This window comes from Phaeocystidibacter marisrubri (assembly GCF_008933165.1).
GTDB lineage: Bacteria > Bacteroidota > Bacteroidia > Flavobacteriales > Schleiferiaceae > Phaeocystidibacter > Phaeocystidibacter marisrubri.
In genome coordinates this window covers 1,158,716-1,173,362 of record NZ_WBVQ01000002.1, presented here as the reverse complement: position 1 = coordinate 1,173,362, position 14,647 = coordinate 1,158,716, and the positions used below count along the sequence as shown (strand labels likewise).

Below are 14,647 nucleotides of genomic sequence, written 5' to 3'. Positions count from 1 at the left end.
GGTGAGTGCTTGTTATATTTGTCGTAGCGTCAAGTGCGCAATATTACTGAATTTCACTCTGATGAGAAAGCTTCTTACCGTTCTCTTCCTAGGCTCAATGGCCCTACTTTCAGGTTGTAATCGCTCTGAGGGCAACCCTGAAGGAACAGCCATTGTATATGTTGTTAATAGCGAGGGAGAACCCATTCAAAATGCTCTTGTGCAGTTTATCTCTCCTGATAACTCTCCCAATGGCATTGAAGTTTACAAGTACACCGACATTGATGGAAGTGCATTTGTAAAATGGAATTATGATATTTTCGTGGATGTTACGGCTACGAAAGGTGGTTTTAAAGGCTGCAACGCTATTCACATTGTTCCGGGTGAAACCACCACGGGTAATGTTATTATCAAACCTTTCGGTTCAAACTCAAACGGATGTCCATAAGCTCAATAAACATGCGCAAATTACACACATTACTCGCACTATTTGCCTTGATCCTAGCAATGGGGTCGTGCAAGAAAGACGATCCCGTTTATCCTTTCAAAGTTGTTGTTGAAAGTGAATCTGGTGTTCGCGTTCAAAATGCAGAAGTGCGCTGCTTTGTTCCACTACCAAATGTTGACATCGAGTATTATGGAACAACTGGTATCAATGGCGTAGCCAGTTTTGAACACGATGGTGGAGAAATTGTCGTTCAAATTCAGGTGACCAAGGGCAACTCTACTCCAACAGCAGTAGGATGTGGATACCTAAAGCTCACCCCTGATGAAACCGCTACAGCGACCATCGTTGTAACCGAATACGATCCGGAAGATCCGGGTTGCCAGTGATTTAAGCCTCCAGTCCACTCTCTTCAAAGTAGTGGATGATTGCTTCTTTCATTAAACGTTGTTGATGACCTGCCTTCAAAAAGGGCAGGTTTTCTACTTTTTTATAGTGCGGCCAGCCGTCTTCATCATATGCCTCAAACTCGTAATAGCCATATGGTTCGAGAAGTCGACAAATTGCGATGTGCATCACGTTTAGCTTGTCGTCTTTTTTGAACTTTTGATAGCCTCTTCCCAGTTCTTGGACACCTATCAAAAACAAAATACCATCTAAGTCTATATCTTCGCCGGGAGCAAAGCGATCGGAAACAACCTTCACAATGCGGTCCCATTTTTCTTGTAATCCTTCCATAAAGCGTTTTTTCGCGGACACAAAAGTACTATGAACACAACGGATATCGTGCTTCTTATTCCGGTTCTCTTCGGATTTGTCCGCGGGATATGGACGGGCCTCATTCAAGAGGTTGCGGGAATTGTTGGAATCATTGCTGGGATAATATTGGGATATACATTCAATGAACCCACCGTATACTTCCTCAATGATCAGCTCGAAATAAGTATTGAAACAGCCAATATTGCTGCCTTTGTTCTCTTATTTGTAGGAGGTTATGTAACGGTTCTCATCCTTGCAAAAATGCTCACAAAAGGTGTATCAATGATGGCTTTAGGACCGGTTAACCGTGTTCTTGGGGGGCTTTTCTCAGCTATTAAATACACCGTTTTAACACTTGTACTCCTATCGGCATTTGACCGAATCAACCACAGCGCCAATATCGTTGCAAAAGAAAAGCTCGAAGCAAGTGTTGTATATCGCACTTACTCCGAGCTTAGTCAATTATTATGGGAATATGTTCCCGAAGACAACGGCTTGAATTTCGATGCCATTCAAGGCCGTTTTGAATCAATCCAAGATAGCCTTAATACCCGGTAACACTTTACCCTCAAGGTATTCTAGCATAGCTCCCCCACCGGTGCTCACATAACTCACGCGATTGGCCAAGTTAAACTGCTTCACAGCCGCAACAGAATCTCCACCTCCTACGAGAGAGAAAGATCCCTTATCAGTAGCCTCAGCAATCGCCAAGCCCAGCGACTTCGTTCCTTGACTAAAGGCTTCAAATTCGAAAACGCCCAACGGTCCATTCCAAAGAATGGTAGCACTCTCCTTCACCACTTTCGCATAGTTTTCGATGGTCTTTGGTCCAATATCCAATCCCATCCAACCGTCGCGAATGGCATCAGCTTCCGTAATTTCTACGTTTGCATCCGCTGAAAAAGCATCAGCATTCAATGAATCTACGGGGAGATGGAAAGTCACTCCAGCCGCTTCTGCTTTGCTCAGTAACTCTTTAGCAAGATCCAGTTTATCGTCTTCAACCAAGCTATTTCCAACCGAACCACCTTGAGCTTTAAGGAAGGTATACGCCATACCACCACCAATAATGAGGTGATCTACTCTATTCATCAAATTCGTGATGATATCAATCTTTGAACTCACCTTGGCACCGCCTACAATAGCTGTAACCGGTTTTTCTTCGCTGTGAAGCACTTTATCAACGTTCAGCACCTCATTGCCCATTACGTAGCCGAAAGCCTTCTTATCGGCAAAATATTGAGCAATTACAGCCGTACTCGCATGTGCTCTATGAGCTGTTCCGAAGGCGTCATTCACATAAAACTGACCATGAAGGGCCAATTGCTTCGCAAATTCAGCATCTCCTGCTTCCTCTTCACTGTGGAAACGCAAATTTTCGAGGAGTAGAACTTCACCTGGAGCAAGAGATGCACTCATACCCTCAGCTTCTGCTCCTACACAATCCGATGCGAACTTTACATCAACACCCAAAACCTTGCTCAAGTGGCTCACGATATGAGACAACGAGAAATCACGATTAACCTCACCTTTAGGACGACCGAGGTGAGACATAAGAACCACAGATCCTCCATCATTCAAGATCTTCTGAATGGTTGGAACTGTCGCTTGAATTCGTGTGTCATCCGCAATTTCAAAGGCACTATTCAGAGGCACATTAAAATCAACTCGGATTAGAGCGCGAACATTGGCAAAAGAGTAATCATCAATAGTTTTCATACGCGGGGATTATTTGCTCCACAAAAGTAAGATTCCCAACTCAACCAACCTCACCGTGTTCTTGATTACCTTCGCGTTATGAGATTCTCTGATATACCTGGACAGAAACCGCTGATTGACAAACTCGTTAACAACATTCGAAGCGGGAAAATTCCCCACGCCCAGTTATTCTCTGGAAGTGAAGGATCTAGTGCATTAGCTTTGGCCTTAGCCTATGCTCAATATACGCTGTGTTCCAACAAATCAGACGACAGTTGTGGAACATGTCCATCTTGTAAACAGATGCTGCAACTTCAACATCCAGATGTGCACTTTGCTTTCCCTGTTGCCAAAACGAAAGACAGTTCAGATAAACCAACTAGTCAAGAGTTCTTAAACGATTGGCGTCTGCAGATGACCGAACAACCCTATCCACTCTATATCGATTGGTTAGGTCGAATAGGAATTGAAAACAAGCAGGCTCAACTATCTGTATATCAAGCATCTAAGATTGCACAAGCCCTTCAATTAAAGAGTTACTCAGGAGGAAAAAAGGTCCTAATCCTTTGGATGCCAGAGAAATTGAACATCGCTGCTTCCAACAAATTGCTCAAACTGATTGAAGAACCAGAAGGTGATACTCTCATCTTATTTGTCACTCACCACGAAGAAAACGTACTGGCCACCATCCGTTCTAGATGTCAAACAACTAAGGTTCCTCCTCTTCATCATTCTGATTTACAACAGTTTATCATTAATAAAGGGGGAAACAAGGATCTCGCACCTACGATTTCGGCAATGGCATTAGGGCTTCCTGGGCAAGCATTGAGAATCATGCAGCAGCCAGAAAGAGTAAAGGAAGATGTGGATAGGTTTACCAATTGGGTCCGCGTGAGCTTTCAACGCAAGGTTGAAGCTATGATACATTGGTCGGACGATACCGCAGGAATGGGTCGTGAGCGATTGAAGAGTTTTTTGCATTTCGCTCTCAACGGATTTGAAGAAGCTCTCACCTTCCATTATGGCGCACATCAAAACAATCCATTTGCCATTAGTGGCAATGATTTCAAATTTGACAAGTTTGCTCCATTTGTCAATTCCGCTAATGTGATTGAAATTCAAAGTCACATCAACACGGCTATCTACGAGATCGAAAGAAACTTGAACCCCAAAGTGGTCCTTCTAGACCTAAGTTTTCAAATTGCACGCGCTCTTAATGTAAAAAACTGATTTTCAAACAGTTAAAAACATTGCGTTTAAGCCACTAACTGCGTTTCAAAGGGGGTTAGACACTAGAAAAAGGGTTAAATCGCTTAAATCGGCTCTAAACAGCCTTTTTCAGCACATAAACGAGGCTGCTCATATTCTTTGTGCCCTTTCCACGTAAATTTGACTTCAATCCTGTTAAAAAGGCTTGAATGGGACGCATTTTCCCGTGCTTGTACTTTTCAGAAAGAAGGGAGACGTAAAAACTATCAAAAGGCATATTGATAATTTCCACTACACGAAAACCATTCTTCTGAGCCAATTCCGACATAGACTTTTTCGAAAAATGCCAAAGGTGAATTGGCACATCCCACGCGGCCCAATCTACACCGTAATGTTTGGCATCATAGCTTTCATGATTTGGAACAGCTACAAAAAGGGCCCCATCATCTGCTAACCAAGAATGGAATTTAGAAAGGTGTTCATTCAAATTTGGTAGATGCTCAAGTACATGCCACATAGAAATAGCATTCAATGAACCTGGATCTGATTGAAAAGATTCTAATGATGGATGCGGCTCAATTCCATGTTCAGTTTTTGCATTCGCTCGAGCAACTTCACTGACTTCTACTCCCGCTATCCTCCATCCTGCAGTACGACATTCATTCAAAAAATGACCCGTTCCACATCCCATATCTAACAGAGAACCTCTTTGTGTATGACGTTCTACCCAGTTGCGCTTTTGCTTTACTGCCCGGTTACGAACAACTTGATAAGCCCTACTGAAGAGTGACTTCTTTGTGTTGCTATGAGAAATGTAGTCCTCACTTTCGTAGTACTTTCCAATAACATCATCTGCTGGTCGCGGTGATGTAACGACAAAGCCACAAGCCCCGCATTTACGCAAATCAAAAGATTCATGGCTAACCATGTGATCCTTTACTACACTGTGAAATGAGAAGTCCTGACCTTCACAGATCGGACATGTATCTACTGAAACCATGTGTTCCACGTGAAACGAAATTGGAAATTAACGGCCCATATGGACCAACAAAACGCTGATATCGGCTGGAGAAACACCACTTATGCGCGATGCTTGAGAAACCGTTGCTGGGCGAATATCGGATAATTTCAAACGCGCCTCCATACTCAAGGACGTAATATCTGCGTAATTAAAGGATTCCGGAATCTTGATATTCTCCAAACGCAACATCTTATCCACGTTATCTTGTTCCTTTTGAATATATCCGCTGTACTTGTAATCAATCTCTACTTGTTCGATAACCTCATCGTCATACGCTGAAGGATCAATGGACTCCTTCACAGCATCCAAGTTCAACAAGTCGAACAACCGAATATTTGGACGTCCTATATACGTATCTAGTTTATTCTTCTGTTTCGCCGGAGCGGATTCGAAAGACTTTAAAAGAGGATTGATAGCCTCAGGCTCGATACTAAACTCGCTGACCGCAGCCTTTAATTGAGCAATACCCAATTCCTTCTCTTCTACTCTCTTTAAACGTTCATCAGAAGCTAAACCCCATGAATGAGAAAGTCGAGTTAGACGAAGATCAGCATTATCCTGACGTAACAATAAACGGAACTCAGCACGACTGGTAAACATTCTATATGGCTCCTCTGTGCCTTTGGTAATCAGATCGTCAATCAAGACGCCTATGTAAGCTTGGCTTCTATCCAGGATAACTTCACCGAGACCTGACACTTTTCTGTGCGCATTAATGCCAGCCATAAGCCCTTGAGATGCGGCCTCTTCATAACCTGTTGTTCCATTGATCTGCCCTGCGAAATACAAACCCTCTACTAGTTTGGTCTCTAGAGAATGCTTTAACTGCGTAGGTGGGAAATAATCGTATTCTATCGCATAACCTGGACGGAAGAATCGAACGTTTTCAAATCCTGGTACTTTCTGTAGGGCCTCCACTTGTACTTCTTCAGGAAGAGAAGTACTGAACCCATTGATATACATCTCAACGGAATTCCAAGATTCTGGCTCTACAAACAATTGATGACGATCCTTGTCCGCGAAACGATGAATCTTATCTTCAATACTCGGACAATACCTCGGGCCTTTACTCTGAATGGCGCCATTGAACATCGGCGAACGATCAAAACCGGACCGCAAAGTGTTGTGTACTTCTTCCGAAGTATATGCAATCCAACAGCTCTTTTGCTCACCAATTGAATACTCATTCAAGTAGCTAAAACGCCCCGGGTTCTCATCCCCTTTTTGCTCCTCAAACTTGGAATAATCCAACGACCTACCATCCACTCTCGGAGGGGTCCCTGTCTTCATCCTTCCCGTATCAAAACCAAGTTGAACGAGCTGTTCTGTAATACCTGTAGAAGCACGCTCACCAGCACGCCCACCGCCAAAATTCTTATCTCCAATATGAATCAAACCATTCAGGAAAGTTCCATTGGTTAAAACGACAGCTTTTGACATAATCTCAACACCCATACCCGTACGAACACCGACCACTTTACCATCTTCAATCAACAGTCCATTGACCATATCCTGAAAGAAATCCAAGGTCGGAATACGCTCCAAAGCGAGACGCCACTCTTCTGCAAAACGCCATCGATCAGACTGCACACGAGGACTCCACATAGCAGGTCCTTTAGAGCGATTCAACATGCGGAACTGAATGGCTGTTTTATCCGTAATAACACCACTCAATCCTCCCATCGCATCAATTTCACGAACAATCTGTCCTTTAGCCACACCCCCCATTGCCGGGTTGCACGACATCTGACCGATGGTCTGCAGGTTCATCGTCACTAGCAAGACCCTACTTCCCATATTAGCAGCAGCAGCGGCAGCCTCATTTCCAGCATGTCCTCCACCTACTACTATTACATCATATTCTTCTCTAGTCATCATAGCGTTCCACGTGAAACTATTTAGATCGCAAAGCTAGATACTTATCTTCTAACTTTCTCATTTTCAGTCGATCAACTTCAGATTGATCGTCATAACCACACAAATGCAAAAGCGCGTGTACAAAAACACGATCTCTTTCATCTAAAAGACTGTTATTTAACCGATTAGCATTATCAGTTATACGCTCATAGGAAACAATAACATCACCATAGATACGCGTTCCACGCACCTCTCCGTAGGTAATAACATCGGTGTAGTAGTCATGTTCGAGCAAGCGAACATTCTCTAAACGCATCTCATCATCTGACAAAAAACGATAGGAAATTTCTACCAAACGAAGACCTTCCATTAAAGCAACCGTCGACAACCAACGGTCTACTTCTGAGACGTCAATTTCCCAGCTTGAAGGGGTGTTATAAAATCTAACCTTACTCATTGGCCGCGAAGGTACGAACCTGAGCGCTGACGATAATAGGGTGTTAAAGGAGGAGCTTGATAACGCAATTGTTCATTCATCTGCTTCTGATCACGCAAGAATTCTTCCTCCCGCATTCGCAACAGTTCTTGGTAACGATCACCAGCATTACTCTTTCGCTCTTCATCTTGTTCTTGCAAACGTTCTGCCTCCTCTAACTCCAACATCTTCACATCTATCTCCTTTTGACGCTCAAAAAACTCAGCGTCAAAATTCTGACGAGCCAAGTCACGCTCGTTCTCTTCTAGTAATTCCTCCAGTGCTTTATTACCATTGTTCCCCGTGGAACCTGCTTCATTCAACATCTGCCTAATTTCGGCTTGACGCATCATCATTTCTACCAACTCCTCAGACATTCCTTCACCCATACCATTCTCTCCACCTTCACCAGATTGACCATTCTGACCATCTCTCTGTGGTTGGTTGCCTTGCTGCATACCCATCTGCTGCATCTGTTGATTCAACTGCTGCTGCATCTTGCGCATATTACTCATCGATGGTTTACCACCACCCGGCTTCTGACAGGATTGATCACCCTTCATCATACCACTCATTTGCTGTTGAATCTGATCCATGGTACCATCCAACATCAAACTCAGTTCATTCAAAGCAATCATACTTTCACGCATGTTACTAGAGCCGCTTGGTAAGTCACGCTCACTTAAATCATCATTGGATTGCGTCATGTTTGATTTAACCTCAACCATCCATTTTGTTACGGGAGCTTCTATCTGAGGAATTCTTCCAATTAATGCCGATAAACTATCATCTACGACTTGATAACCCTTCCTTAAATCCTGTTGACGTTTCATCCATGCAACTACCACAGCATCTGAAGAAGAATTGGAAAGTATCTCTGACCCTAATTGCTCTTGGTCATCGCTCAGATGAATCAAATTGGTCAAAATCCTCCGAAGAACAGCCAAATTCTCTACGTGTTGTTGCATCTGCATTTGCATAACCGTGCTACTCATTTGTTGCATCATGTCCTGCATTTGATCACTACTCTGTTGCTGTTTCTCATTTGCCTTGTCAGACTGATTCTGATTCAATTCATCAGAACTTTTTTGCATGCTTTCTTCTGTCTTCTCTGCCTCTTCTTTGGGACTATCAAAATCGTTGGGATGCTCCAATTCCGAGTTTTGCTTCTGCAATGAATCTAGATTGTTCTTCCAATCTTCAAACTGCTCGTTCAATTCATCTTGTTCCTCACGGGTATCATCGGTCCGGTTAGCTAAATCTTGTTGACGCTCTTGCATTTCATTTAGCTCCTCCATGGCCCTGTCCAGATCCTGCTCAAATGCTAGTCGCTTCATCAACTCTTCCAATCGTTTTGCATCAAGCTCCATTCTATCGTTCTCGTTCTGAACTCTGCGCATCCAATCGCGAAGATTATCCTGATTCATACGTTCAGAACGCTCTTCCATTTCTTTCATAAGTTCTTCCAACTTATCCTTGTCCATTTCATCCATCAATCGCTGCAGCTCTTCTCGCTTCTCTGTATTCTCAGGATTGGATGGATCATTCATCATCCGTTGCTCATTTTCACGACGGAACTGATTCATCATGCGATCCCAATTCTCCATCAACTGTTCTTGCTGACGAAGCATTCGTTGTTTCATTTGATTCTGTTGCCAGTTAGAATTACCATCAATCAATTGACGATTCATTTCTTCCTGTAACTCGCGCATTTCGCTTTGTTCGCGTCTGAATTCTTTCAGCTCTTCAACTCGTTCATGATCTTGTTTATCGAGTTCTTCCCTTCTGTCAAGTTGACTAGGAAGCACTAATTCGAATGGACCTACTTTAGTGCGCTTATTTCCATGTACACCGTCATTATCATAAACCTCAACGGAAAAAGAATGAAAACGAGATTCTGCTTGAAAAGAAGAAGTCCAAGTGTTCTGACTACCCACTGGAATGACATAAGATGAATCTCCTTCCAGAACAATGCGCGTACTTGTTACGCCATAATCATCCGAAGAATAACCGCGAACGTATACTCTCCTCGTGATACTATCCACACGGTACTCCACTTCAACAGATGGTGGTAAATCAGGAATAATAGACAAATCGTATAAGCCACTGATATACTGTGTACCATTCACGTTATCTGCAGCCACTCTGTACTTTAACGGGCTTAATAAACGAATAGAAGCAGAACTCGAACTGGTATGAACACTGACGTCTTCAAGTACCCCGCCTTTAGAATCCAATAAGGAAATGGAATCTGCATCCCTCCACTGCATCGTCCAAAGAACATCAGAACCGACAGGAACCACAGCGTCACCTGACGCTTCGATCTCAAAAGGAGCAATACCTGTGTAAGAAGGAGGAAGAACACGCAATTTGAAGTTCAAGAGAGATGGAACTTTAAGTACATTGATGATCCCTTTTTCACTTTTAAACTCAAGCGCTTCAAAAACCACTGAAGAATTCTCGACATTTCTATCAATCGTCCATTCAAATTCTCCCGGAGAAACCGTGGTCATAGCAATGCGTTCACCATTTAGGTAAACAAATGCACGGTCTGGAATTCGATTCCCGTTTAAATATAATTTTAGGGTCAAGGGTTCACCGTACTCCACTTCCCAACTCATCTCAGATTCAAATTGAAAAGGAGCCATAGGAACGTACGCCGTGTTATAATCTAGAAATCGAAAACTCCCCTGCGTGATGAGATCAGAATCAAATAGGCCTATTACAAAAACGATAAACGTAGGTATACCCGCTATCCATGCAGCTTTGATTAATCGTTTCGGGGTTAAGGTGGCAAGCAAGTTTTGCTGAGAAAGTGATTTCGTGCGTTGCTCAATTATGGCCGATAAATAAGATTGATCTATAGAACTATTCGATTCCAGCTCAAGAAAATTCACAATCTTATCCTCAACGGTAGGATTACCAGAACCCATACGAAGTGCCACATCCCTATCGCTGATTGCTTTCCATCCCGTCAACAATGACAGAGTAGGTCTGATAATCCAAATTCCAATAAAAATGGCGTTAATTAATAACCATACACTTACCAACACAGTTTTAATTGATGATGGTAAATAGAGGAAATACTCTAGAAGACCGAAGATGAAAAGGGAGAACAACCCCAGTGCAACCGAAGATATTACTCCACGATACAATTCCAATCGGTGAAACTTTCTACGGTACTGATCAATTTGAAATCTAATTGAGCTGCTACTGTTCATTCTTTCTAATCTTGTATCTTTCCATCGAACACCAAGGTACATTGAATTGTGGAGTCCATCCTGCACCGTTTAGCACATGCTTGTTTATATCTGTTTCTGCTGATTCTTCCTTATTCATCGGAAGGTCAAAATGAACAAAATGAATATGTTAAACACTTGCGTGTACTGGATAGTTTAATTGAACAACGCCAATTCGACAAGGCGATTCAATACACCAATACCCAACAACCCAGCAGTGAAATCATTCAAAATCTCTTCGTTCATCAAAGAAACAGAGCGCTTTTAAAAAACAGACAATCTCCAAAAAGCGTAGAAATTGAATGCTTAGAAGCGCATCATGTCCTCCATTCCAGAACGGATAGTATATCAGTTTATTTAGATGCTCGCATACTGGAACTCTTGGGCCACTATTACTACCAACAATCGGAACTCTTTACTGCACTTTCCTATCTCGATTCAGCCAGCATTCGATTCAAAGAAATCAATGACTATCTCTCTACGATCTACAATCTAAACATGATTGGAACGATCTACGACCTCAATGGAGAGAAGGCTAAATCTGTTCGCTATTACCACCGAGCACTTTCTGAATTTGAAGAACATCCCATCGATTCATCCTACTATTTCGAGATTATTATCGATTTGGGGAATCTGTACTATCACTTAAGCCAGTACGACAAAGCAGATGAGCTTTACCGAACGGTGTACGAGAATCCAGCCCTCTTCGAGTATCCCAAAATTGTAGCCGACGTTTATACGAATCTTGGAAATGTTTCACAGGAACGCGGACTATTTCCAGAATCAGAATACTTCTATCAACAAGCATTCAAGTATTTTACTCAGCTGAACGACAGTACTAAAATGGCCATGGTACTGCATAATATTGGTGCATTAAAAGAAGAAACCGATACCGCAGAGGCATTAGATTATTATAAGAGATCACTCCTTATTAAACAGAGGTTTGGAGACCATGCAGGAATGGCGAATACGAAGTACGCCATAGCGCGATTATATTTCCTCAATGATCAAAATAGCAGATCCAAAGAATTGGCTTTTGAAGCCATCGATAACACAGAATTAGGTTACGATAGTGAAACCGTTTCCCTCCTCTATGAACTTCTCGGATCCATTTACGCCAAAGAGAAAAATTGGCAGCAAGCCTTCTTGTATACGCAGAAATATCGATCACTTTCTGATAGTATTCGACTTCTAGACGAACAAGCCACCATTCATAAAATTGAACAGCTCTATCATATTGAAGAGCAGAAGAAAATCATCAACAACCTCGAAAAATCTGATTCTCAAAAACAGGCGCAATTGAAAAAGAGTAAAGTGATTAATTATGCGCTTGGAGGTGCCACTGTACTTCTGATTATTGTGTTAGTCCTCTTGATGTCGAACTTCCAACAGATGCAACGCACCAAGAATACGCTGTATACCAAGAATTTGGAAATAACAGCTGCTGAAGCTTTGATGAAAGGTCAAGAAGAAGAACGACAACGGTTGGCTCATGAACTTCACGACAAAGTGGGAAACCATATTACCGTCCTAAAAAATCATGTGGTTACCCATCGCAACGGAGATGAAACTCTTCTAAAAATTGTGCAAGACATGTCGGCAGAGGTTCGCAACATTTCACAAGATCTTATGCCTCCTGTACTGGAAAGATTTGGTCTGGCCGATGCCTTGGAGGAACTCTGCACCCGTTATAGAGATCAAACGGAAGCGACCATTGATTTAAACATTGATCAAAGCGAAGCAATTCCCATGGATAGGGATGAACAAATCAATCTCTATCGACTTATCCAAGAACTTATACAAGTGTCGTTATATCATTACAAAGCGAATTATCTATTGATTGAAATGCTTTGGAATGAAAGTGGTGTATGGGTAAATATTGAAGATAACGGTGTAAAGAAACAACGATATAATGATGGCGACAGAGTATTACATCCTTGGAAACCCATTGAACATAGAGTTCAATTTTTGAAAGGCGATTTCATACGATCTAGTCACAATCAAGGAAATGAATACCGCATCTATATCCCCAATCAAAAGCAATGAGACCTGGAATTATATTGTTAGATGATCATCCGCTAATATTGCGGAGTATGAAAGCTATTGTGGAGATGGACGGTAGCTTTGATATTTTGGCTGTATGCTCTTCTTCAGAAGAATTATTTACCACTTTAGAAGAGGTTACTCCTGATATCATCGTACTGGATATCAGTCTACCAGACGTAGATGGTTTTGACATTTTTGCTAGGCTGAGAACCTTCCATCCCCAGGTTAAAACGATCATCTACACCATGCACCGAGTGAGAAGATACATGGATCACTTCCATCAAAATGGAGCGAATGGTTATGTACTGAAATCGGGTGAGTTAGGCGAATTGGTTGATGCACTTAAGCAGGTATACAACGGAGAGCGATACTTCCCAGAATCGGTTACCGGAATCAAACACGTTGATGACGATTATGAGGACAATCAAATTCAATTGACCGAGACCGAGAAATTAACTCTTCGTGCTCTAAACATCAACCGCAGCAACAAGGAGATTGCTGAAACGTTAGATGTGTCTATTAACGAAGTAATTGATATTCGAAAGTCACTACTATTCAAATCAAATGCGGTGAACACACGTGAACTCCTCGAATACGCTAAACGCAAGAAATGGATTTGAAACCCTACCTATTCGTTCTGCTCAGCTTTTCATTGGTTTCATGCGGAGTTTCTTACAGCACGTCTACTTTCATCAATGATAATGATGAGATAGGGTATGAAACCACCCTCTATACTCCTGAAAGTGATTCGATTTATGGGGATTTTATCTATCTGTCCGATAGCACCGATAAGTTGGAAGAGCCTACTCCACTTATGCTTTCTTACCTCTCCAAAAACTTTAGAGTAATCGTTCCTCACCGCTGGGGAGCACCAGGACGATCTCGAATGACACTGGACAATTATGACAATCGCTTGAGGGGAGTATCGTACTCATTAAGTCAGATCAGAACGCAAAGAGACACCGTTCTTCCCCTTCACATTTTAGGTGAAGGCTTCTATTCTTCCATTGCCATTCGCCTTGCGAAAGACTATCGTACAGATGATCTTATGCTCGTGCAACCCATGTACTATCCGCTCCAACAGATTATGATACAACAGGTTATAGAAGAGCAAGATACAACGGGATATTCCCTCAACCAGCTGTGGGGCTTGAGCAATGACAGTCTCCGCAATCACTTCGTCAACATAATCGAAGTCCGTGGAACTACAGACGAAAGTATGTACAATGTTCACTATACAAAGTTCATCCGGTCGTACTGGAGCGATGCTCACATCCGTGAATCAATCTCACGATTGTCAGACACCATTATTCCAACCGTTTTCCACAATGAATACCCACTCTATTCCATTCAAAACCAAAAGAGTTGGGAAGCTAATTCAAATATCCACCTACTAAAATGGCCGGAGAAAAAACCCTGGCCATCGTATGGTATCCACTATTGGGAAACCTTATTTCTATCGGAAGATTAACAAGGAATCTTATTTACTCTTCTCTCGTGTCTACCTCCTTCAAACTCTTCTGTAATGAAGGTATTCACACATGCAAGAGCCAGATCTAGATCAATAAAGCGAGCGGGAAGCGCAAGAACATTTGCATTGTTGTGCTGGCGAGCTAGAGCTGCTAATTCAGTATTCCAACAAAGTGCAGAGCGAATTCCAGCGTGCTTATTAACGGTCATGTTAATACCATTTCCACTTCCACAGATTACGATACCCAAGTCTGCTTTACCGTTTTCAACATCGTTAGCAACGGGATGTCCAAAGTCTGGATAATCCACACTTTCTTCAGAATACGCACCGTGATCGGTAACGGTATGTCCCTTAGATTCAAGTTCTTTCGTGATGGCAGCCTTGTATTCGATGCCAGCGTGATCTGCTCCAATTGAAATGTTCATGCGTGCTTATTTTCCACAAAGGT

14 protein-coding genes are annotated in these 14,647 nt (G+C 42.3%); 7 read left to right on the top strand and 7 right to left on the bottom strand.

Features of this window, described 5'->3' with window-relative positions:
- Positions 1 to 61: 61 nt before the first annotated feature.
- Positions 62 to 427 (top strand): hypothetical protein, encoded by a 366-nt coding sequence (locus F8C82_RS12575; RefSeq protein WP_151693939.1) that lies wholly within the window; start codon positions 62 to 64, stop codon positions 425 to 427.
- A gap of 11 nt (positions 428 to 438) precedes the next feature.
- Complete coding sequence (locus F8C82_RS12570; protein ID WP_151693938.1) at positions 439 to 813, top strand: hypothetical protein; 375 nt, start codon at positions 439 to 441, stop codon at positions 811 to 813.
- Position 814: 1 nt separating this feature from the next.
- Here F8C82_RS12570 and F8C82_RS12565 read toward each other — a convergent pair whose 3' ends face one another.
- Complete coding sequence (locus F8C82_RS12565; RefSeq protein WP_151693937.1) at positions 815 to 1,162, bottom strand: hypothetical protein; 348 nt, start codon at positions 1,160 to 1,162, stop codon at positions 815 to 817.
- A gap of 30 nt (positions 1,163 to 1,192) precedes the next feature.
- Here F8C82_RS12565 and F8C82_RS12560 point away from each other — a divergent pair, with 30 nt between their 5' ends.
- On the top strand, positions 1,193 to 1,741 hold the full coding sequence (locus F8C82_RS12560) for a CvpA family protein (protein ID WP_151693936.1): 549 nt from the start codon (positions 1,193 to 1,195) through the stop codon (positions 1,739 to 1,741).
- Here F8C82_RS12560 and F8C82_RS12555 read toward each other — a convergent pair.
- Complete coding sequence (locus F8C82_RS12555; RefSeq protein ID WP_151693935.1) at positions 1,712 to 2,902, bottom strand: phosphoglycerate kinase; 1,191 nt, start codon at positions 2,900 to 2,902, stop codon at positions 1,712 to 1,714. The genes F8C82_RS12560 and F8C82_RS12555 overlap by 30 nt on opposite strands.
- Positions 2,903 to 2,980: 78 nt before the next feature.
- Between F8C82_RS12555 and F8C82_RS12550 the strand changes: the two genes are divergently transcribed.
- On the top strand, positions 2,981 to 4,111 hold the full coding sequence (locus F8C82_RS12550; protein ID WP_151693934.1) for a DNA polymerase III subunit: 1,131 nt from the start codon (positions 2,981 to 2,983) through the stop codon (positions 4,109 to 4,111).
- A 94-nt stretch (positions 4,112 to 4,205) separates the two neighbouring features.
- Here the strand turns inward: F8C82_RS12550 and F8C82_RS12545 are convergent, their stop codons facing one another.
- Genes F8C82_RS12545 through F8C82_RS12530 form a run of 4 tightly spaced genes read right to left on the bottom strand, consistent with a single transcriptional unit; the run spans position 4,206 to position 10,664 of the window.
- A complete protein-coding gene (locus F8C82_RS12545) occupies positions 4,206 to 5,090 on the bottom strand; it encodes a class I SAM-dependent methyltransferase (RefSeq protein ID WP_151693933.1) in 885 nt (294 codons plus the stop codon).
- Between the two features lie 27 nt (positions 5,091 to 5,117).
- Positions 5,118 to 6,986 carry a tRNA uridine-5-carboxymethylaminomethyl(34) synthesis enzyme MnmG gene (mnmG, locus tag F8C82_RS12540; protein WP_151694091.1) on the bottom strand — a complete coding sequence of 623 codons (1,869 nt, stop codon included), beginning with the start codon at positions 6,984 to 6,986 and terminating at the stop codon, positions 5,118 to 5,120.
- A gap of 19 nt (positions 6,987 to 7,005) precedes the next feature.
- Positions 7,006 to 7,425: an rRNA maturation RNase YbeY gene (gene ybeY, locus F8C82_RS12535; RefSeq protein WP_151693932.1), complete on the bottom strand. Its 420-nt coding sequence runs from the start codon at positions 7,423 to 7,425 to the stop codon at positions 7,006 to 7,008.
- Positions 7,422 to 10,664, bottom strand: coding sequence for a DUF4175 family protein (locus F8C82_RS12530; protein ID WP_151693931.1), 3,243 nt, complete (start codon positions 10,662 to 10,664; stop codon positions 7,422 to 7,424). The genes ybeY and F8C82_RS12530 overlap by 4 nt, the downstream gene beginning before the upstream one ends.
- 48 nt (positions 10,665 to 10,712) lie before the next feature.
- Between F8C82_RS12530 and F8C82_RS12525 the strand changes: the two genes are divergently transcribed.
- Genes F8C82_RS12525 through F8C82_RS12515 form a run of 3 tightly spaced genes read left to right on the top strand, consistent with a single transcriptional unit; the run spans position 10,713 to position 14,199 of the window.
- Positions 10,713 to 12,728, top strand: a complete 2,016-nt coding sequence (locus F8C82_RS12525) for an ATP-binding protein (RefSeq protein WP_151693930.1) — start codon at positions 10,713 to 10,715, stop codon at positions 12,726 to 12,728.
- Positions 12,725 to 13,348 carry a response regulator transcription factor gene (locus F8C82_RS12520; RefSeq protein ID WP_151693929.1) on the top strand — a complete coding sequence of 208 codons (624 nt, stop codon included), beginning with the start codon at positions 12,725 to 12,727 and terminating at the stop codon, positions 13,346 to 13,348. The genes F8C82_RS12525 and F8C82_RS12520 overlap by 4 nt, the downstream gene beginning before the upstream one ends.
- A complete protein-coding gene (locus tag F8C82_RS12515) occupies positions 13,339 to 14,199 on the top strand; it encodes a hypothetical protein (RefSeq protein ID WP_151693928.1) in 861 nt (286 codons plus the stop codon). Before F8C82_RS12520 ends, F8C82_RS12515 begins: the two co-directional genes overlap by 10 nt.
- On the opposite strand, the gene rpiB is transcribed toward F8C82_RS12515, so the two are convergent.
- Complete coding sequence (gene rpiB, locus F8C82_RS12510) at positions 14,196 to 14,624, bottom strand: ribose 5-phosphate isomerase B (protein ID WP_151693927.1); 429 nt, start codon at positions 14,622 to 14,624, stop codon at positions 14,196 to 14,198. The genes F8C82_RS12515 and rpiB overlap by 4 nt on opposite strands.
- Positions 14,625 to 14,647 lie beyond the last annotated feature (23 nt).